Source organism: Streptomyces sp. NPDC005963, from assembly GCF_040638655.1.
Taxonomy (GTDB): domain Bacteria; phylum Actinomycetota; class Actinomycetes; order Streptomycetales; family Streptomycetaceae; genus Streptomyces.
In genome coordinates, this window is the sequence record NZ_JBEXVD010000022.1 from 32477 (window position 1) to 52714 (window position 20238).

At 66.5% G+C, this 20238-nt stretch carries 10 protein-coding genes; 3 read left to right on the forward strand and 7 right to left on the reverse strand.

The window, feature by feature from the left end; translation table 11 throughout:
- Positions 1–2 precede the first annotated feature (2 nt).
- From ABZ348_RS25290 to ABZ348_RS25305, 4 genes are all read right to left on the reverse strand, one after another.
- The gene (locus tag ABZ348_RS25290) at positions 3–4778 is read right to left on the reverse strand and encodes a putative T7SS-secreted protein (protein ID WP_358936702.1); all 4776 of its coding nucleotides are present in this window, start codon (positions 4776–4778) and stop codon (positions 3–5) included.
- A 182-nt stretch (positions 4779–4960) separates the two neighbouring features.
- A complete protein-coding gene (locus ABZ348_RS25295; RefSeq protein ID WP_358936704.1) occupies positions 4961–5581 on the reverse strand; it encodes a hypothetical protein in 621 nt (206 codons plus the stop codon).
- Entirely contained in the window at positions 5578–7389 is a 1812-nt protein-coding gene (locus ABZ348_RS25300; RefSeq protein ID WP_358936706.1) for an alpha/beta hydrolase, read from the reverse strand. Before ABZ348_RS25300 ends, ABZ348_RS25295 begins: the two co-directional genes overlap by 4 nt.
- 5 nt (positions 7390–7394) lie before the next feature.
- Entirely contained in the window at positions 7395–7862 is a 468-nt protein-coding gene (locus ABZ348_RS25305; protein ID WP_358936708.1) for a hypothetical protein, read from the reverse strand.
- A gap of 421 nt (positions 7863–8283) precedes the next feature.
- On the opposite strand from ABZ348_RS25305, the gene ABZ348_RS25310 reads away from it, so the two are divergent.
- The 3 genes from ABZ348_RS25310 to ABZ348_RS25320 all read left to right on the forward strand — a co-directional run bounded on the left by ABZ348_RS25310 (position 8284) and on the right by ABZ348_RS25320 (position 13241).
- The gene (locus ABZ348_RS25310) at positions 8284–9996 is read left to right on the forward strand and encodes an RNA ligase family protein (RefSeq protein ID WP_358936710.1); all 1713 of its coding nucleotides are present in this window, start codon (positions 8284–8286) and stop codon (positions 9994–9996) included.
- Complete coding sequence (locus tag ABZ348_RS25315) at positions 9983–12154, forward strand: RNA repair domain-containing protein (protein WP_358936712.1); 2172 nt, start codon at positions 9983–9985, stop codon at positions 12152–12154. The genes ABZ348_RS25310 and ABZ348_RS25315 overlap by 14 nt, the downstream gene beginning before the upstream one ends.
- A gap of 136 nt (positions 12155–12290) precedes the next feature.
- Positions 12291–13241 (forward strand): hypothetical protein, encoded by a 951-nt coding sequence (locus ABZ348_RS25320; protein ID WP_358936714.1) that lies wholly within the window; start codon positions 12291–12293, stop codon positions 13239–13241.
- Between the two features lie 908 nt (positions 13242–14149).
- On the opposite strand, the gene ABZ348_RS25325 is transcribed toward ABZ348_RS25320, so the two are convergent.
- Genes ABZ348_RS25325 through ABZ348_RS25335 form a run of 3 tightly spaced genes read right to left on the reverse strand, consistent with a single transcriptional unit; the run spans position 14150 to position 19883 of the window.
- On the reverse strand, positions 14150–18844 hold the full coding sequence (locus ABZ348_RS25325; protein ID WP_358936716.1) for a putative T7SS-secreted protein: 4695 nt from the start codon (positions 18842–18844) through the stop codon (positions 14150–14152).
- Positions 18844–19482: a hypothetical protein gene (locus ABZ348_RS25330; RefSeq protein WP_358936718.1), complete on the reverse strand. Its 639-nt coding sequence runs from the start codon at positions 19480–19482 to the stop codon at positions 18844–18846. Before ABZ348_RS25330 ends, ABZ348_RS25325 begins: the two co-directional genes overlap by 1 nt.
- Positions 19479–19883, reverse strand: coding sequence for an SseB family protein (locus tag ABZ348_RS25335; RefSeq protein ID WP_358936720.1), 405 nt, complete (start codon positions 19881–19883; stop codon positions 19479–19481). The genes ABZ348_RS25330 and ABZ348_RS25335 overlap by 4 nt, the downstream gene beginning before the upstream one ends.
- Between the last annotated feature and the right edge of the window lie 355 nt (positions 19884–20238).

Here is a 20238-nt window from a genome sequence, read left to right on the forward strand (position 1 = left end):
TCTCACCTTGGCCTAACGTGTTCGCGGCAGATCAAGACATGCACTGCACCCATTTTATCTTTCACGATTTCACTCAGAAACGTCGGCGAATCCACCGTGATCGACTTGCTACTGATCGCCAGATTCGCCGGAACATCCACCGTATAATTGGGCAAACTCTTGCCAGGGCCGAACGTCTCTACCGGCGGATAATTCCCTCCCGTTTCAATATCGTGAGCAAACCTATCGTTCAGTCGCGCACCGTCCTCGATATAGAATTTTAGCCAAGTCCCCGGCGGAACAATCATGTCTCCCGACCCGAATTGATAGTACCCATGCCCGGAGATTACTTGAGAATTATCGCTCCTACCTGTCTGAGTGATGCTCTTTGCCCACGCTTCGCCCTTTCCCTCACCGTGTGAGGGGGGTTGTGGTCGCCGATCCTGCTCCGCTGGACATGGGGACAGTCCGAGAGGGTCCGTCCAGGTGTGGGGGTTGTGGGGGTACGTGGTGGGATTGGGTGACGGGGTGAGGCCGAGGGGGTCTGGGGTGAGGTAGCGGGCGGTTTCGGGGTCGTAGTGGCGGAAGTAGTTGTAGTGGAGCCCTGTTTCGGGGTCGTGGTACTGGCCGGGGAAGCGTAGGGGTGTGTAGGTGGTCGCGTCCCGGTTCCAGGTCGTGGTGCCCCAGAGGGTCGCCCGGCTGTACCAGGCGATGGTGCCCGACTCGTCGATAAGTTCGCTGGGGGTGCCGACCAGGTCCGTGGTGATGGCGAAGAAGCGCTCGTCGATCGTGTCCTGGGAGGCATCCGCGGTGAGGATGCGTTCGGTCTGGGCGAGCGGGCGGCGTCCCTGGTGGTCCCAGGTGAGGGCGACGGGGTGGGGCAGATCGTTCGAGGTGGTGATCTGTTCGGCCAGAGTGGTGCCGTCCCAGCTGAAACGCGTCTCCTCGACGACGGTCTCGCCGTCCGGTGCCAAGCGCTGTTTGGTCGTGCGGCGGCCGAGCGGGTCATAGCGGTAGCGCCAGCGGGTGCCGTCCGGGGTGGTGACGGCGGTGAGGCGGTCCTCCGCGTTCCAGGTGTAGCGCCAGGTGTCGGGCTTGCGGGAGAGGCGGGTCTTCTGACGCAGGGTGGTGCGACCCGCGGGATCGTGCTCGTAGCGGACGTTCCCGGCCCGGGTGAGATTGGTCCCGGCGTAGGCGCGGGGCCCGGTGGCTTCCTGGCCCGGGTGCGACGTGGGCCAGGTGGCAGCGGTCTGGTTGCCGGCTTCGTCGTACGCGTACGTCTCGGTCCAGTTCGCGGCGGTGACCGCGGTGACCCTGCCCGCCGGGTCGAGGTCGAAGCGCTGGGTGCCGCGAAGGTCGTCGTCGAGTGAGGTGAGGTAGCCGTCGTCACGGTAGGCGTAGGCGCGGCGGTTGAGGACGCGCTCGCCCGCGGTGGAGATCTCGGTGGCGAGCCGTCCGGCTTCGTCCCACGTGGAAGCGGTGCGCAGCACGTCGCCGAAGGTGCGTTCCAACTCCCGGCCGGCGGCATCGTGGGTGAAGGTGATGCGATGGTCACCGCTGGTGAGCAGGGTGGGGCGACCTGCGAGGTCATGGCCGTAGGTGGTGACCCTGCCGCTCGGTGTCACCCGACGGGTTCGACGGCCGAGTGCGTCGTAGGTGTAGGTGGTGGCGAGCCCGTCGAACTGTTCGGTCTTGGTGAGCCCCCGCCGGTCGTACTGGAAGATCAGCTCGCCGTCCGGGCTGCTCGCCCTGAGCAGGCGCCCCGCACGGTCATGGGTGTACGCGGTGATCTCGCCCGCCGCGTCCTTGCGGATCACCTGTCCGAGTACGTCGTGTTCGTAGGCGATGCGTGCGCCGAGCGGCGTCGTACGCGCTGCGAGTTGCCCGGCCGGGTCGAGGGCGTAGGTGAGTGTGCGACCGTCGAAGTCGGTTTCGGAGGTGAGCCGCCCGGCCGGATCGTAGGTGTAGGACCAGGTCAGTCCCTGTGGATTGGTGACCTGGGTGAGCCGTAGTTCGCGGTCGTGCTGGAACTCGTAGCGCACCCCGTCGGGGTCGACGCGGGCGGACATGACATCGAAGTGCGTGTGTTCGAAGCGCGTGGTCCGGCCGAGGGGGTCGGTGTGGCTGGTGCGGTTGCCCTCTCCGTCGTACGTCCACGACTCCGCGGTTCCGTCCGGTCGGATGCGGTGGGAAAGCTGTCCGTCGACGGTCCACCGCAGGGTCGTGGTCGCACCCACTGCGTCCGTCGCCCGAACCGGTCGGCCGAAGGGGTCGCGTTCGACACGGGTGGTGCCGCCGAGCGGATCGGTGACCTCCAGCAGCAGCCCGGCCGCATCGCAGCGAACGGTGGAGACCGCGCCCAGCGCGTCGGTGACCGAGGTGAGACGTCCACGGGGGTCATAGCCGTAGCGGGTGGTGTGACCGGCCGGATCGGTGAGCGCGGTGCGGTTGCCCCGCTCGTCGTACTCCTGGGTCCAGCGCGTTCCGTCCGCACTGACCAAGGTGACGGGGTGTCCCGACGCATCGCGCGTCGTCGTCAGCTCGCTACCGTCCGCCCGGATGACGGCTGCGAGTCGACCGTCGGCGTCGTACCGGAAGGCCGTGGTCCGACCGAGCGGATCAGTGCGGGTGAGGAGTCGACCACGACCGTCGTAGGTGAACCGGGTGGTGTGGCCGAGCGGATCGGTGGTGGCGAGGACTCGACACTTGGTGTCGATGAGGTGCCGAGTGGTGTGACCGTCGGCGGTGGTGAGGGCGGTGGTGCGATGGCCGGTCGCGGAATCCGGGAGGCCGTAGGCGATGGTCAGTTGGTAGTGACCCGCTTCACCGCCCTCCCCTATCACCCGGTCCTGTTCGTCGTAGACGTAGTCATACCTGCTGCGGTTGGAGTCGATCCAGGTGACGATCCGACGCCGGTCGTCGTAGGTGAAGGTGAGTGTGGCCCCGGAGGGCTTGGTGACGGTGGTCAGGTTGCCGTCCTCGTACCCGTAGGACATGACCGGGTGCGGCCCGTCCGGGGCGACGAGTGCGAGAGAGGTGACGCGGCCTTCCTCCAGGGACAGGGCGAGCCGGTGGCCGGCCGAGTGGACGAGGGCCAGCGGTACGCCGTCTGACGTGCGGTCGAAGGTGATGGTGCGGTGGTTGCGGTCGGTGATCTGCACCAGCCAGGCATCGCCGTCGCCCCCGGGTTCCCCACCGGGTGGCGCAGTGAAGTGACGCGTCAGTCCGCTGTCCGGGTCGGTGATCGTGTAGTCGCCCGCCTCGTCCCGGGCGAGGGTGCAGCGGCTGGCACCGGTTCCGGGGAGGGTGGGCAGTCCGGGTACGGGGTGCGGATAGGTCAGCAGGAGCCCGTCAGCGGTGACATGGACGACTCCGGCGGCATCGACCTCAAGACGCTCGTCGACGGTGGATGACCAGGTGGGCCCGAAGAAACGGCCCGCGCGGTAGCCCGACTCGACGCGTCGGGTGAACAGCAGCGGCAGTGCCCCGGGCAGCGTCACATCGGTCTGCGGCAGGAACATCCGCCCCGAGGCGAGGTCGACCGGGTCAGTGTTGGTGGTGGTGCGCTGGCCGTCCTGACGGTCGTGGGTGCCCTCCGGAGCGTCGTCGACCGCCTTGCGGGCACGACTGGCGTCGGCTGCGAGGTCCGCCGCCTCCTTGGCAATCCGGGCCCCCTTGACCGCCGCGCCGCCGCCTCCCGTGGCGGCGGTGAGCAACAGATCGGGCACCAGACGGCCGATGCCCTCGGCCGGGTCCTTCATAAAGCCGGTGACCATCTGCTTGCCCGCGCCCCACGGGTCGTTCGCCACCTGCACCAGGCCGGCTGCGGTGTTGCTCAACGCAAGTGCGTACTCCGCCGGGTGGGTGAGGTTGTAGGGGTCGAGCGGATTGACGCTTCGGACGAAGTTCACCAGCCCTGCCGTGCCCTTGATGACCCCGCCGACGAAGTGGGACTGGATCACCTCCATCTCATTGAGGCCGCTCACCGCCTGCTCGTGGTACGCGGGCTTCGGCGGCGCCGCATCACGTGCCGCCCGCACCGCGCTGCGCGCCGTCTCCGCCGCGCTGTTGCGCTGCTTGCGGGCCTCGGCCAGGAGTTCCTGCGCCTCCTTCATCAATGCCGTGCCCGGGTCCTTGAAGTCGCCCGGGCGCGGCGGCAACGACGAGGGGTCACGCTGGTCGGGGGGAAGGGCGTTGTACGTCTCGGCAGCGCGGTTGAAGGTCTCGTGCTTCGCCTTGTGCGCGTCCCACGCCGTTTCGGACGCCTTGGTGCCGGCCTTCCACTTCTCGACCGCCGTCTGTGCCTGCCCCTGCGCCCACTCCACCGTGCCCGCGAACGCCTCCAGGGCGCTCGCGGCATCCCCGCAGGCGTCCGCGCCCTTCAGCCACTTCGGCGGCTCGATCGCCACCGTCTCCCGGAACGCGTCCGCCGCCTCGCCCTTCACCGCGGACGAGTCCAAGCCCTTCAATCCCTGGCCCACCGAGGTGAACGACTTCTGGAAGTCCTTCAGATGGGTGGCCGTGGAGCGGAGTTTGGACGGAGAGCCGTAGATGAGCTTGGTCTTGTCCTCGGTCTGCCCGAGGTCGAGTTCATCGACCTCCGCACCCATCCGGTTGGCCAGCGAACGGGACTGTTCCCGCACCCAATCTGCGCCCGAGTCCCATCCCACGTCCTTGAGCCGGTCCGCCGTCCAGTCCCCGGCGTCCTCGACCCGGTCGCCCACCCACTCGGTGGCATCCTCTACGGCGTCCTCGACGACGTCCGGGGTCAGATCGCTGACCAGATCACCGATGCCCATGGCTTAGCTCCCCCGTCGCCCCCGCGAGCCAGGCTCGGGCACTCCGACCCACCCGACCTCTACGAGCACCGTAGGAGGCCGCGCCCCGCCCACAGCAGACGGTTTCTGGCCCTGACGGTGGCTAAATCCCGCCAACACGTCTGAATGTCACGCCACTTACCGGCGGCTTCGGTGGATGGCGCTCATCTGGTGGGAGAGGTCGAGGGGATGCTCGTGGTGGCGGACCAGAAGTCGGAACGGACGTAGGGGTCGGGAACGACGGAGCCTTCGAAGGGGGTGCCGTTGGGAGTGGTCTTGGGGTCCTCCACCTTGGACAGGATGAAGCAGGGGGTCGTGATGCCGAAGAAGAACTGGCCCTTCTTTCCGACCTTGGCGACCAGGCGGAAGTCCTCTGGGGTGCTGGCGTAGATCGCTGGAAATGCCTTGCTGCGATTCACTCCGGTGATCTTGTATCCCGCGCCCTTCCAATGTCGCTCAATCACTCCCAGTAGGCTGCCGCGCCTTTCCTGGGACACGATGGTCATGACGGCGACACGTCGGGTAGCCGAGCCCGTCGCCTTTCCGTCGATGGTGTAGGAGTCGCAGCCTTCGTCCGTCGGCGCATAGTGCACCCAGTTCAACTCGGGCTTGACGGACGTCATCGTGGCGAGCATGATCCCGTCTGCCTCTTCGGCGGCCACCTGCAAACTAACCTTGCGCACTTTGCCCTTCTCGCTTCCCCCGTCGTCGGACATCCCCACAAAGCCACAACCTGTCACGGCCATGGCGAGCACGGCAGCCAAGGCCGTCCTCACTGCCCTCATCGGTGCTCCTGAGTAGTGATCGCAGCCCCCTGGCCCGCGACAATCATCGCAATGTTGTCCGCGGACTCCGAATCCTTCTTGGGGTTGAAGTAATTTGAGTGCGCCGGCGTTTGGGGGCCACCGTCGAAGTGGACACCAGGACCGTCGTCCACCTTGAATCTCCTCGCACCGAAGTCCGCGTGGGAGGGGTCAGTGCCGTAGTAGATCTGGCTGCCGTCTGTCGCCACATTCCCCACGAAGAAGCCGCTCACCGCTCCGGTAACGGGCCCCAGGGGAGTCACGGATCCCATTAGTGCGCCCGCCTTGAGGCCCTTGGCAGAGTTCTGATCGGGGAGCTTCGTGACCGGGTCATTCTCAGCAGCACCCACATAGACCCGGTCCCGCGGTACACCCAGGTCTTCGGCCGTCTGTGCTCCCGTTCCGGGGCTGCCAACAAGAACGATATTGTCGGCGCCCGGGATGCCGCCCTCTCTCTGGGCAGCCATACCCACGGTGAGAGAGCCATAGGAGTGACCGATGGCAGTCATATGAGGATCGTCGTGCTGATTGGTAGCACTCAGTCCGGCCATGAACTCGTTGTACGCCGGGGCGCCAGCTTTCGCGTCCTTGTCACTTGTCACAGCCAAGTTGTCGAGCACCTTTTCCGCTGGCAGCTGCGGCGGGTCGTAACCGAGCCAGACGATCGATGCACTGGACGGATCGATTTCAGCAGCTCCGATTGCAGTGTCCCGAGCCCGCTGAACATCGTTCCTCGCGAAATCCGCGTCCAGCGAAGTCCCCAACCCCGGCACGTAGGCCGACACGTTCTTCGCCGTGTCCGGATTGCCGAACGAGACGATGGCTCGCCCCAGCCCCTCGTCCCCGATCCCCAGCAGGTACATCGGCGGCACACCCGGCTTCGGTTGTGCCCTCAGTTGTTCGTCGATGCTCTTCAGCCCCGCCAGTTGGTTCTGCGACCGCTCGTCCGGCTGCCCCTCCAGTTTGCCGATGAGCAGTTGGAGGTTGTCCCTGTTCGCCGTGTCCCTGACGTCGGCCGGAAGACCGTCCAGATTGCCGATGCGGTCCGGGTAGGTCGCCAGGAGTTCTTCGCGGTGTTCCTGGGTGAGCCCGTCCCACCAGCCCTTGCGGGCGGCCGGCGTTCCGCAGTCCGGGATCGCTTCGGGAAGGTATCCCTTGGCCGCTGCCCGTACCGCTTCGGCGTCGTGGGCCGCGTCCGTCCAGGTGGCCGCGGTGACGGCGAGCCCCGGTGGGGCCTTGAGCGCGGTGAGGATGCGGCTGAAGCGGGTGTCGATCTCGTTGGCATTGCGGACCGCGTCCGAGATGGTGTCCGCGATTCGCTGGGCTTCGGCGCGGTGCGGATTGGGGCTGATCAGCGGGGAGGGCTGTTCGAGCATTCCGCGGCGGCGCGTGGTGCCGCCGGCCGCCGGCTGGTCCAGGACGTTGTTGCCGCCCGCCGGGTAGCTGACCGAGCCGTCGGCGTGAACGGTGAACTTGCGGCCGGCCGCGTCTTCGAGTGCGCGATTGAGCTGTCGCTGTTCCTCGCGGAGTTCATGGGCGAGCGCGTTGAGGGTCGTACGGATCAGACCGCATTCCGTGTACGCGTACTCGAAGTTGCGGTCGAGTTGTTCGAGGCGTCCCAGTGCTGCATCGGCCGCCTCGCCGACTTGGGATTCCGTGAGCGTGTTGATCATCTGATTGCTGATGCGGTCGCGGGCTGCGTCGGCCTGATTGCTGGCCACGCCCCATCCGTCGGCCGCGCCCTCTAACTCGGACAGCTTGAGGTCGCGCAGCGTCTGCCAGGTCAACATGGCTGCTACCTGCCCTTCTCGGCGGGCTGGGCGGCCTTCTGGAAGGACGACTTCACGGCCTTTTCGTGCTCACCCTGGTCCGTGGCGACCCGCTTGAGGACCGGTGCCAGGGAGCCGCATTCATCGCGTACGGCTCCGAGCCGCTTCTCCCAGGAGGTGAGGACGGTCTTCAGCGCCCCGAGACTCGTCAGTCCCGCCGCCCCCGAGTCGACTCCGTCGTGTGCCGCGGTGAGCTTGGCATTGGCGCTCGCGGTGTTCGTGCGCAGCACTCCGGCTGCGGCTGCCGCCGAAGTCCACGGTTGGGCAGCGTGCTTCAGGACCCCCGTCGCCCCTTCCGTACCCGCCCCGCCAGAAGAACCCGCGGAGGAACCCGCCACGGACGCGAGCGACATCCCGGCCCCCGTCGTATCCGTCCGGGGCTGTTCCGCCAGATGTAAGAGCTCCTGCCATGGGTCCGCCGCTGCCCCCGTCATGCCCCAACTCCCTCGTCCGGTCCCTCGTCCGGTGTTCCTTCCGCGGTCACGCTAGAGGGTCGACAAGGGTGCGTACCGCTCTTCGATCCACCCCGGCGAAAAGAAAACCCGCTGGTCATAACAGATGCATATAGCCCGATACAAGAGTGCTCACGCTCACTCATGTGGGCTACGGGTCAAAGGACTCGCAACCGCGGGAGCGCGATGGCCAGGAGGTGTCCCGCCCATCGCGTCCCACTGGGTCCGGTCCTTCCTACCGCAGTCCGGTGTCGATCGCCGTCAGCAACTCGGCGCCCTCAGTGCTGTACGGCTCCGACCGCTGAATGTCCTGTAGGTCCGCGGAAAATCGCTCGATCGTTCTGATCAACGGCTTCTACAGTGGCCCGGCACGTCCATCGTCTGCGCCGGGGGGCCGACCATCATGCGGATGCACTATCCGCGCACACCGCATCTGCCGTGGTCGCCGGGCGCCACCTCTGACGACGTACGGACCGGTGATCTGTCGCACCTGGTAGGCCGGGAGGTCGTCGTCACCGAGAAACTGGACGGCGAGAACACCACGTTGTACGCGGACGGACTGCACGCCCGTTCCCTGGACTCCGCCCACCACCCTTCCCGGACCTGGGTCAAAGCCCTCCACAGCCGCATCGCCCATGGGATTCCGAGCGGCTGGCGCATCTGCGGCGAGAACGTGTACGCCCGGCACTCCGTCCCGTACGACCGGCTCGACGGCTACTTCTACGGGTTCTCCGTCTGGGACGCGCAAGGGCGTTGTCTGGACTGGGACCGGACGGTTCTGTTCCTGCGGGGGTTGGGGGTTCCCTCGCCGGCCGTTCTCTGGCGGGGCGTCTTCGACGAACGGGCGTTGCGCGCCCTGCGACTCGATCTCTCCCGGCAGGAGGGATATGTCGTCCGGGCCGCGAAGGGGTTCGCTGCCGCCGATTTCCGGCATTCCGTGGCCAAGTGGGTACGGGCGGGGCATGTGCAGACCGACACCCACTGGATGCACTCGGCGGTCGTCCCCAACGGCCTGGGACCGGCCGCCGCGCTGTGGTCCGTACGGTCGGGAGGTCCGGCACATCCGGAGCAATTGGCGGGCGCGCTCGGTGTGCGCGCGAGTGCGTCGTACGGCCCGGTCGCCGAAGTGGCCGAGCGGTCGGGGCGTACGGGGGACGCACGGCTGACCGCGGTCCTCGCCGCCCTGTTGCACGGGGAACACCGATCCACCCTGGCGGCCGGGCTGCGCCCCGTGCTGGGGATGCGGCTCGCCCGCCGGGTCGCCGATGTCGTCGGGCTCGCGCCCGGTCTGCACCGCCCGTACCCCGACGCGGACCGCCGGACCGGTCTCATCCGGTTGTCGTACGCCGCTGACCTCGACGTCCTACACTCCGTCGCCGCAGCCCTGGCGAGGACCGACGAGGAGCGGGAGCAGGTGGAGTGGTCGGCGTTGTACGCGGACGAGGTACGGGCCTGGAAGCCGCCACGGTTCGACGAGTTGGCACCGGATGCGGCGGACCGCTGCCGTGCCGAGGCGCGGGACGCGTACGCGGAGGGCAGGATCGCCGGGCCCGAGGAGGCCACGGCGGCGACCTGGCGTTGGCGGGACGGTGACTTTCCACGGCTGGTGCAGATGGTCGGCCCCTCGGGGAGCGGCAAGAGCACCTTTGCGCACGGACTGGGCGCCGACACGGTCGTATCGCTGGACGATCTGCGGGAGGCGGCCGGGTCACGGGCCGACCAGCGGGGGAACGGCGATGTGTTGCGGGCCGGTCTCGACCGTCTTGACCGGGCGCTGGCCGCGGGCGGCACGGTCGTCTGGGACGCCACCTCGATCAATCGGCACCAGCGCGCGCTGGTGCACAAGGTCGCGCGCCGCCGCAATGCACTGACCACCCATGCGATCGTCGTCCTGGACGAGGGCCAACTGAGACGGCGGAACGCGGGTCGCGCCCATGCCGTGCCGGACGGGGTGCTGGAGTCCCAACTCCGACGGTACGAGCCTCCGTACCCGGGTCAGGCGCATCGGACGTGGTACATCGGCTCGGACGGCACCATCGAGGACACACACGGAGACGGAAACGGAGACGGAAACAGGGACGGAAAAGGGGACGGAAACGGCCATGCAGACGAGTGAGGGTCTCTACCACCGGGTGCGCTGGGACGCCCGTTTCGATCCGGCCAGATTCACCCTGGGTGTGTTGCAGCGCGGCGCCCAGCCCAAGCGGGTGCCACTGACGTCGTTCGTCCCGGGTGGGGAGGTCCCCTGGCACCGGGTGCTGTTCTTCGAGGCCGACGGCGAGGTGGTGTGGGACCGGCGTACGGGAGTGGACCGTGTCGACCTCACCGAGGCCGGACGGATGCGGACCCCTCGCCGTCTCCCGTCCCCCTTCTTCGAGCCGATCACGCCCCGGAGTTGGGACGGCACGACCTGGGGCACCTCGCCCGTACCGCGCCCGGGTTCGGCCACGCTGCGGGTACTGACGTGGAACACGCTCTGGGACCGGTACGACGCCGACCGACTGGACACCGCACGGCGTCGGCCGCTGCTCCTCGACGCGCTGCGGGACGCGGACGCCGATGTGATCGCGCTCCAGGAGGTGACGTCCGAACTGCTGAAGCTGATCCGAGCGACGCCGTGGATCCGCGAGTGCTACACCCTGACGCCGGCCGGACGCGAGGTGGACGAGTACGGGTTGCTGCTGCTCAGCCGACTGCCGATACAGGAGGCCGGACACCATGCCCTCGGGCCGCACAAGGCGCTCACCGCGATCGTCGTGGAGTCGGAGGCATACGGTCCGGTCACCGTCATCGACACGCATCTGACCAGCGATCACACGGCGGACGGCTCGGCCGTACGGAACGGGCAGCTCGACGAGACGGCGGAGGGGCTGGCCGCGCTGGACGGCCCGGTGGTGGTGTTGGGCGACTTCAACGACGGCGGAAACACGGCCGAATTGCGGCTTGAACTCAGCGACGCCTGGACTTCGGTCCATGGCACGGGTGACCAGGCCCCGACCTTCGACCCGCCGCGCAATCCGCTGGCCGCGCTCTCCTCGCTGACGGGCCGCTCGGGCCGGCTGGACCGGGTGTTGCTGCGCGGTCCGGAGGCACAACGGGCGGTTCTGTTGGGAGACGTCCCGGACCTGGACGGCCTCTTCGCATCCGACCACTACGCGGTGTCGGTCGACCTCGGTCCGCGCTCCGATCCCTTCGTCGGAGCAACGGCCCAACGGGTGGCGTTGGCACTCACGGAAGGCGTGGTGCACACGGAAGGCGTGGTGCATATGGTCGGTTCGCGCCGGCTGGGCTGCGCCCTGGCCGATGCCGATCTCGATCTGGTCACCGCACTTCCCGGTGAGATCGACATCGCGGCGGTACGGGAACGACTGGCCGCGGCCCTTCCGGACGCCGACGGTCTCCGAGTGGTGGAGGGAGCCCGCCTTCCCGGGCTGCGCTTCCGGGTCGGCGGGCTGGTGGTGGATCTGTTCGTCGTCGGTACGGGCGAGGTCCCCCCGGATGAGGCCGTTGCACGCCGGGCCGAACTCGGCGACTCGGCAGCCGTCGCCTTGAGCGCGGTCAGCGATGCCGAAGCGCTCCTCGAACTGGTGGGTGAGCAGCGGGAGGCGTTCGCGCGGCTCGCTCGGGAGGTGAAGGCATGGGCACACGCCCGCGGCCTGGACTCGGCGCCCTTCGGCGGGATCCCCGGCATCGGCTGGGCGGTACTTGCGGCCCGTACGGTCCATGAGGCAGGTCCACTATCGGGCCCTGAGCTGCTTCGACACTTCTTCGGCAGTTGGGCGGCCTGGGACTGGCGCACGGCAGTGGGCGGATCTGACACCGCCCTCCCGCTGACGATCATGACCCCGAGCGAGCCGGTCCGCCCCTGTACAGAACGGGTGAGCACGGCCGGCCGGGACCTGATCGCGGAGGAACTCTTCCGGGCCTGGGAGGCCCTGGAGTCCCCATCCGATCCCTGGCCGGAACTCCTCGCCGTACCGGCGTGGGAACAGCGCCACCGCCAGTGGCTGATCGTGTCAGTACCCGAGCATCAAACGGGCCGGGTGCGAGGGCGGATGCACGCCCTGCTGCGAGCCCTGGAGGACTCGGGAGCCTCCGACATCCACGCCTGGCCGCGCCCCTTCGCCGCGAACCCCACGCAGTACGCGATCGGCCTCGGCCCCAACCCGCTGGACACCACCCGGCTGGCGGACATCTCGTTCCACTGGACGCGCGGGTTGTCGGGGGTTGTCCTGAAGCCGTGGGAGGCAGCGGCGGCGCCACCCCTGCGGTGAGCCCCCTCACTCGGCCTCGCACAGCCTCCGGAATGGCACGCCCGTTCGCGTCAACCAATCTCCGACGTTCATACATTCGGATTGCTATGTGTCATTGACATAATCATGAAGTCGGCGATTCCCTAGCGTCCGGATCATGGTCACTTCCTCACACGAGGCCGCGCACCGGATCTTCCAGGACCGGCCTGAATTACTCACCCCGGTTTTCGGGGTGCTGGGCATCCCCTTGCCCGCCAAGACATCCGTCGAGGTCCTGACGGGTGACGCCACCGAGATCCGCCCGCTGGAGCGACGCGTGGACAGCGTGCTCCGGGTGGAAACATCGGAGGGACAGCGTTTCCTCCTCGCGATCGAAGCCCAAGGCCGCAAGGACCCTGGCAAAGAAACGAGTTGGCCCTACTACACGGCGTATCTCCGGGACAAGCACGACCTCCCGGTCCTCCTCCTGGTCGTCTGCAAGGACCGGGCCACGGCGAAGTGGGCGGCGGGGCCGTTCACCACGGGGTACGAGAACTGGATCTTGCAGAGCACCCATCCGATGGTCCTGGGGCCTGACAACCTGCCCGTGATCACCAGCCCCAGAGAGGCCGGTAGGAATCTGGCACTCGCCACTCTTGCTGCGATGACCCACAGCAAGGACAGGGACGTCGACGCCATACTGGAAGCGCTGGCGTCGGCGCTCGGCTCTGCCGACAGGGAATCTGCCGACTACTTCTTCGAGTTGTTGGAAATCGGCCTGGGAAACACCCCGGCCAGGGAAAATTGGAGGAATCTGATGGCCGTAGGTACCTACTTCCCCGGCCGAGGGACGTTGGTCGAGGAGACCTTCCTCAAAGCCAAGGCGGAAGGCATGGCTGAGGGCAGGGCGGAAGGCAAGGCGGAAGGCAAGGCGGAAGGCAAGGCCGAGGAGCGCGCCCTCTCCGTCCTCCGCATCCTGGAGGCCCGCCAGATCCCCACTCTGGAGAGCCACCGACAGCGGATCACCGAGTGCTCGGACCTCGACGTCCTGGATCACTGGCTGAGGCGTGCCATCACCGCCACCGACGCCGAAGACCTCTTCACCGAGGACGAACCGGCCGACGACTGATACCCCCGCACAGCAACGATGCCCTGTCTTCGATGAAGGCGGGGCATCTGCCGTTGGCGCTCAGATGATGGAGGTGTACGAGACGAAATCGACCCACGCGCTTACCCCCTACTAAGAGCTGAGGACCCGACGATCTTGGAGTCCCGAGCATGCACCACGACAACAGTCGCGACCTCGACCCAGTCGTCGTCACCCAGGCCCGCGCTACCGCACCGCGCCACTTCTGCCCTCGTGTGAGTGCCCACCACACCCCTCATCGCGAGAACTCCCCATGCGGACCATGCGCCGAACTAAATCGGTTTCGCAGATTCACCGCGAGCAGGCCTCGTTAGAGCCGGACCAGAGAGACAGGGCAAGCGCCTGAATCTCACACTCTCAGTCCCACCTCAATTCATCAAAGACACCCATTGCCCCTGAATGGAGAATTCACCTCACGGCAGGACCGCGCCTAGCGCCCCAGAGCCCCTGGAACTGGGCGACCGAATCACTGAATGCATGCAGGTCGGCATCTTCGAGCCCATACTTGAGGCGGGGGCGTCCATCTCGAAGGCCAACTCAAGCAGTCCCCCGCAACGGTCCAAAGCGAGAGGGAGACCTCTGGTCCCCCTCGTCCTCGAACCACTGAAAGTCAGCTGACCAGACATACCCTTCCCCCCCATTCAGCAGGAAGAGAGACCCATGCGAGATCCCTGGATGCACCCCCAGCCATTCAGCAACCTCATCCTGGGCAACCACGTCGATTCTCAAAGTCCTGTAAGTAGGCTGAAGTTTCATGATTTCAACAGCCGGGAAGGCAATATCAATCCGAGACCTCAGAGGACTTGAAACTACACTCCGCAGCAACAGTGTCGAATGGCTAACCGAGTACTGCCAAACTTGAAATTTTCTCTCCCAGCAGCCAACTTCGTTCACCTTTTGACACCTTCCCCTTCCTGCGGCTTCGGAAATTCCATTTCTGGTATCTTCACTTTCACGCCGTCTTCGTAAAAGGTTATACTATCCCATTCTCGATCGCCCACACGAATCGCCTTCCCTACATGATAGATTTCACGTTCCGTCGCGAACCAATTATCACCTGAACCGCTTTTATATGCAGCCATAATCTTTTCCGTAGGGGTTTCTCCGAAAAACCCGTCGATCGCAATATGCAAGTGAACGTCGGGGTTGTGGGCTGCGCCCCGCACACTCGACTCCCAGTCCAAGTCATCAAGATAGTGAGCGAATTCGTTCTTCGCCGCGAACTCCCGCAAATTGTGCTCACGAATACCCAGAGCAAGATTGGGCGGATACGGAGCGAGCCCGAGTGGATCGGACCAGAGATGCGGATTGCGGACATAGGCGACCGGGTTGGGAGCCGGTGCCAGCCCCAGCGGGTCCGAGGAGAGGTAGCGCCCGGTCTCCGGGTCATAGTGCCGGTGGAAGTTGTAGTGAAGGCCCGTCTCCGGGTCGAAGTACTGGCCGGGGAAGCGAAGTGGGGTGTACGCGGTGCTGGTCGTGGACCAGGTGGTGGTGCCCCACAGTGTGCTCCGGGTGTGCCACGCCAGGTCGCCCGACTCATCGATCAGTTCGGTCGGGGTGCCGACCAGGTCGGTGACGATGCTGAAGAAGCGTTGGTCGATCTCCGACTGAGGTGCTTCCGCCGACGTGATGCGTTCTGTTTGCGTGAGGGGGCGCACGCCGTCGTGGTCCCAGGTGAGAGTGACGGGATTCGGTAAGTCCTCCGCCGTCGTGGTCTGCTCGCAGAGGATCGCGCCGTCCCAGGTGAAATCGACCTGTTCCAGGATGGTGTCGTTTTGCCCCAGCCGCTGTTTGGCGATGCGACGGCCTAACGGGTCATACCGGTAGCGCCAGCAACTGCCGTCCGGGGTCACTACGGAGGTCAGGTGGTCCTCGGCGTCCCAGGTGTATCGCCAGGTGTCCGGCTTGCGCGACGACCGTGGTTTCTGCCGCAGTGTGATGCGGCCCCGTGCGTCGTGCTCGTAGCGAACCTTCCCCGCGCGGGTGATCGTGGTACCGCTGTAGGTGCGCGGCCCTACCGCTTCCTGACCAGGATGGTTGAGCGGCCATGAGGCGTGTCTCTGATTGCCCGCCTCGTCATACGCGTAGCTCTCCGTCCAGCCTTCGGCGTTGACCGCGGTGACTCTGCCGACCACGTCAAGGCTGAAGGCTCGGACTCCGGTGAGCTGATCGTCCACCCCGATGACATGGCCGTCTGCCCGATAGCTGTAACCGCGGCGCTGGACACTGCGGCCTGCGCTCATGACCTGCTGGCTCGTGAGCCGTCCCACCAGGTCGTAGCTGTTCGTCAAGGCCAGGGTCTCGCCGATACCGCGGGTGACTTCTCTACCAACTGCGTCTCGTTCAAAGGTGAGCGTCCGGCCTGACGCAGTCAGTGTGTTTCGCCGCCCTGCGGCGTCGTAGGTCCACGTGCTGACGGCACCCGAAGGCGTCGTCCGGGAGACCCTGCGGCCGAGTTCGTCGTAAGCGTAGGAGGTGGTGCGACCGTCGACGGTCTCCGACCTCAGGCGGCCGAACCGGTCACGCAACATGCTGATGCGTGCGTCCGGACCGCTTGCCTCGGCGAGTTGGTCGAAGAGGTCGTACCCGTACGTGGTGACCGCTCCATCGGCGTCCTTGGCGACAATCCGGTCCAAGGTGTCTCGCTCGTAGCGAACCAGTTGTCCCAGCGCATCGATACGGGCGGTCAGCCGGCCTGCCGCATCGTGCTCATAGTCGAGCGTACGGCCATCGAAGTCTGTCTCCGAGGTGAGTCGACCCGCTGGATCGTAGGCGTAGTCCCAGCTCAAACCTTGCGGATTCAGCACCTGGGTGAGACGTAGCTCTGTGTCGTGGGTGAACTCGTACCGTGCCCCATCCGGCCCGGTCCGGGACGACATCAGATCGAAGTGCGTGTACTCGAATCGTGTCTGTGCTCCCAGAGCATCCGTGTGGCAGACGCAGTTTCCCTCACCGTCATACGTCCAGGACTGCTCGCTCCCATCCGCCTCGATCCGTCGGGCAGGTCTGCCTTCCGGCGTCCACTCCAGACGGGTCACTGTCCCCAGTGCGTCGATCAGGGCGACCGGTCGTCCGAAACCGTCGCGTTCGATGCGGCTGACCGCACCCAGCGGATCGACGATTTCGAGAGGGAGACCCGCTGGGTCGCAACGTATTCGGGTGAGGTGACCGAGCCCATCGGTCACCGAGGTCAATCGGCCGGTGTCGTCGTAGACGAACAGAGTCGAACCGGAATGGCCGGCGACCCGGATGCAGTTCCCACGTTCGTCGTACTCACGTCGGACCGTGGTTCGGTCCGGGCCGACCACTCTTACGGGCAGGCCGAGCTCTCCGTACTCCGCAAGCAACTCCCGGCCGTCCGGCCTGACCACCCGTACCGGGTTGCCCTCGTCGTCGTACGTGAACCGTGTGGTCAGCCCCAACGGGTCAGTGCGGGAGAGCAGTCTGTTGTAGCGGTCGCGCTCATACCGAGTGACCGCGCCCAGCGGGTCCGTCTCCGCGACAATTTGGTGGGCGGTGTTGACCTGGTATCGCCGGACCGCGCCGTTCCTGCTGGTCAGAGTCGTTGTGCGCAGCCCGGTTCCGGGGTCCGCGGTGCCATACGCCAGGCGCACGGCCATGTGCCCGGCCACACCGCCTTCCGCGACGCACCGGTCATCGTCGTCGTAGGCGTAGTCATAGCGGCTGCCGTTGGTGTCGGTCCATGACATCACCCGTCCCGACGCGTCGTACGCGAACCGCAGGGGCAGACCGGAGGAGTTGGTCACCTCGGTCAGCAGTCCGTCGGTGTACCCGTACCGCAGGATCTGCTGATCGGCGCCGCCGGCTGCGGCCGAGGCCAGGCTTAAGGAGCTGATCCGGCCTTGGTCGGTCGCAAGCTTCAGGTGATAGCCGCCGTGGTGCACGATCGAGGCGGGGGCCCCGTTCTCGTCGTACTCGAAGTCGATCCAGTTGCCGTTGCGGTCTTCTATCCGGGTGAGGAGAGCGAGTTCCCTTTCCGAAGTCGCAAGATGCGCATAACCCCGCGTCGTGAAGTGGTGGACCTGGCCGGTCCCGTGCTCGGTGACGGTGTAGTCGCCGCCCTGGTCGATTTCGAGGGCGCGCCGGGGCCCATGGCTTGGCAGCACCGGAACGCCGGGCGCGGGATGGGGGTAGGCCTGCAGGAGGCCGTCTTCGCAGACCAGCACGACACCCTGAGAGTCGATCTCCAGCCGTTGATCCGCTGTCGACGCCCATTGCGGCCCGAACCAGCGCCCTGCCTGATAGTCCGATGCCACTCGCCGTCCGAATACGAGAGGTAGCAACCCGGGTAGTGCGATGTCCGTCTGCGGCAGGAACATGACGCCGGTTGCTAGATCGATGGGGTCGGTGTGCCCGCTCTCCACGGCGTTCCGGGTGCGGGACGGCTTCGCCGGATCGTCCACGCTCTGCCGAGCCACTGAGTCCGTGCCCGTCTTCGCCCCGGCCCGGATGCCGCCCCGGACGACTCCCGCGCCCTTCGTGCCGATCAGCTCCGGGAGCAGGCGGCCGACGAACTCCCCCGGGTCGTTCTTCGCCGTCTCCCAGAGGTTCTTCAGCGCCCGGTCCGGGTTGGCCGCTGTCGAGACCAGACCGGCGAGGACCGTGCTGGTGCCCTTGTAGTACTCAGCGGGGTGGGTGAGGTTGTAGGGGTCGATCGGGTTGACGGCACGGACGAAGTTGAGGATTCCCGCCGTCCCTTTGATCACCCCGCTGCCCACGTGCTGGAGTTCGGTGATCTGCGCGATTCCGGTGTCGATCGCGTCAAGCTTCAGCCGCTCGACGCCCTTGGGTTCCGCCGGGGCGTGTGCGAGGGCCCCGGCGACCGCTGACTTGGCCATCTCCGCGGCGTCGTTGCGCTGTCTACGGGCCTCGGCGAGCATCTCCCTCGCCCGTTCTCGCTGGGACTCGCCCGGATCGACGAACGTGTCCGGCTTGGGAAGCAGATCGGGCCCGTTGCGTGCGACGTTGTACGCCTCCGCCTTCTTGTTGTACGTCTCGATCGCGGTGTTGGAGGTGTTGTTCCCCTCCTTGTGGAGTGCGATGGCCTCCCTCGCCTTGCCCTGCGCCCAGGTGACCACCTCGGCGTAGGAGCCCAGCGCTTTCGCCGCCGCACCGAACGCGTCCGCCGCCCGGAGCCAGTCCACCGGCAGTACCGAGAACTTCTCCCGGAAGGTGTCTGCCGCCTCACCCTTCCACTGCTGTGAGTCCAGTCGCTTCAGACCCTGCCCGACGCTGTCGAACGCGGTCTGGAAGTCCCGCAGGTTCTTCGCCGCACCGTTGATCCGTCCGGCGTTGCCGTGGATCAGCTCATTTGCCTCGTCGGTCTGGCCTAACTGGGCCTCGTCCACCTGCGCGCCGAGCGAGGATGCCTTGCGGTCGCCCCAGTCCTCGAACGAGTCCGCCGCGCCCTCGGCACCGACCTTGTCCAGCAGATCGGCGCCCGCGTCGGTGGCGGCGTCCACACCTTCCCCGACGATCTCCTTGCCCTTGTCGATCCCGTCCCGGACCTTGTCATACGCGGAACCGAGCCCATCGAGCGCCTTGCCCCAGTCATCAAGCCCCATCAGCCGCCGTCCCCCTCACGAGCCCGCTGAACAGCCTCCTCTGATGGGTCGTACGTCTCCTGCGCCTGCACGTCCAGGGCATCACGGAACCGCGGATCGACGACTCCCGAATCCGTCATCGAATCCATCAGGGCGTCGTTCACGTCATACGTCGTGTCCTGCCAGGTCTGCTTCACCTCGCCATGGGCCTTGGAGACGGACTCCGCGCTGTAGTCCGGGTTGTCCCAGGCCGCCTGGTTCCGGATCTCGTCCCAGCTCTTCTTCGTGACCTCGTCCTCGCTCAGGTGGGGGTTGCCGTTGAGGGAGTTGAGTCCGATCTTGAACGAGTCCTTGCGGTACTGCTCCTGTTCATAGCTGGCCCCCGCCGAAAGCCCAAGCTCTCTCGCGAAGCCGTTGCCCCGCTGCATCAGGCCGCGTACACCCCACTCCCACCGCCGGCAGAAGGTCTTGAACTCCTCGCTGAGCCCCCGGTGCCCCAGATCCAGCCCCGACAGGGCAAGATCCGCGAACCCGCGGTGGGCGGTCGCGTCTCCGACCAGGCCGAGGTCCTTCAGTTCACCGTAGGCCTTGTCTATCCCGCTTGCGATCAGCTCCATCGCCCCCGGCGGCACCGCCAGGTCCGGATCGGTGCCGCTCACAGGGTCCCTCCCGCATCCACTGCCACCGCGTCCGGCACTATCCCCACGACAGGGGGGAAGAGCACTCCCCCATCACTGCCCGCGTCCAACGCCACCCCAGCCGGCCCTTCGAGGGTCGGCACCAGCACGTCGAGTAGCCGTGCGCCGAGCACGGTCTGATACGTCCATTCCCGTTCGGCTTCGCCCCGCGCCAGCGCAAAACGGGCCAAGGACTCCTCGTCGGAGAAGGCACATATCCAGCGAACACCACCCTGGTCCGCCGTCCAGAGGCTGCCGTACGGATCGAACGGAACTAGCACCGCCGTGCGCCTGAACTCCCCCAACAAGACGGCGAACTCACGTCTTGCCGAGGTCACTTGTGCTGATGACATTTCGCCCCCGCTGTCTGTCATGGACAGCATCGTTCCATAGGGAATCGCTCAGAGCGGGAAATAGCGCCACGGGGAGCGAGAGGCTTCCCAGGGGTCGCGAACCGACTCGGCGCTTGACCCGAAACCGGGCAGGGGCCCCTTCAGTGGCTGGCCCCGCGCTCCGGGAGAAGTTCTTCACCCGACGGTTGAGCGGACCAGTCGGACGTCTGGAGCGACCCACACCCACCCAGCCTCGTACTCCCACATTCACCACGTCAGCAACTCCAGCCACCCTCCCCCCAAGCCCGCCGTCTACCCCCGGTGTCCGAGGCCGCAACCACCGCATTTTCCGCTCAAGGCGGCCTAAACTCTCGGCAGTCGGCGAAGCACATGGATCATGGGGGCG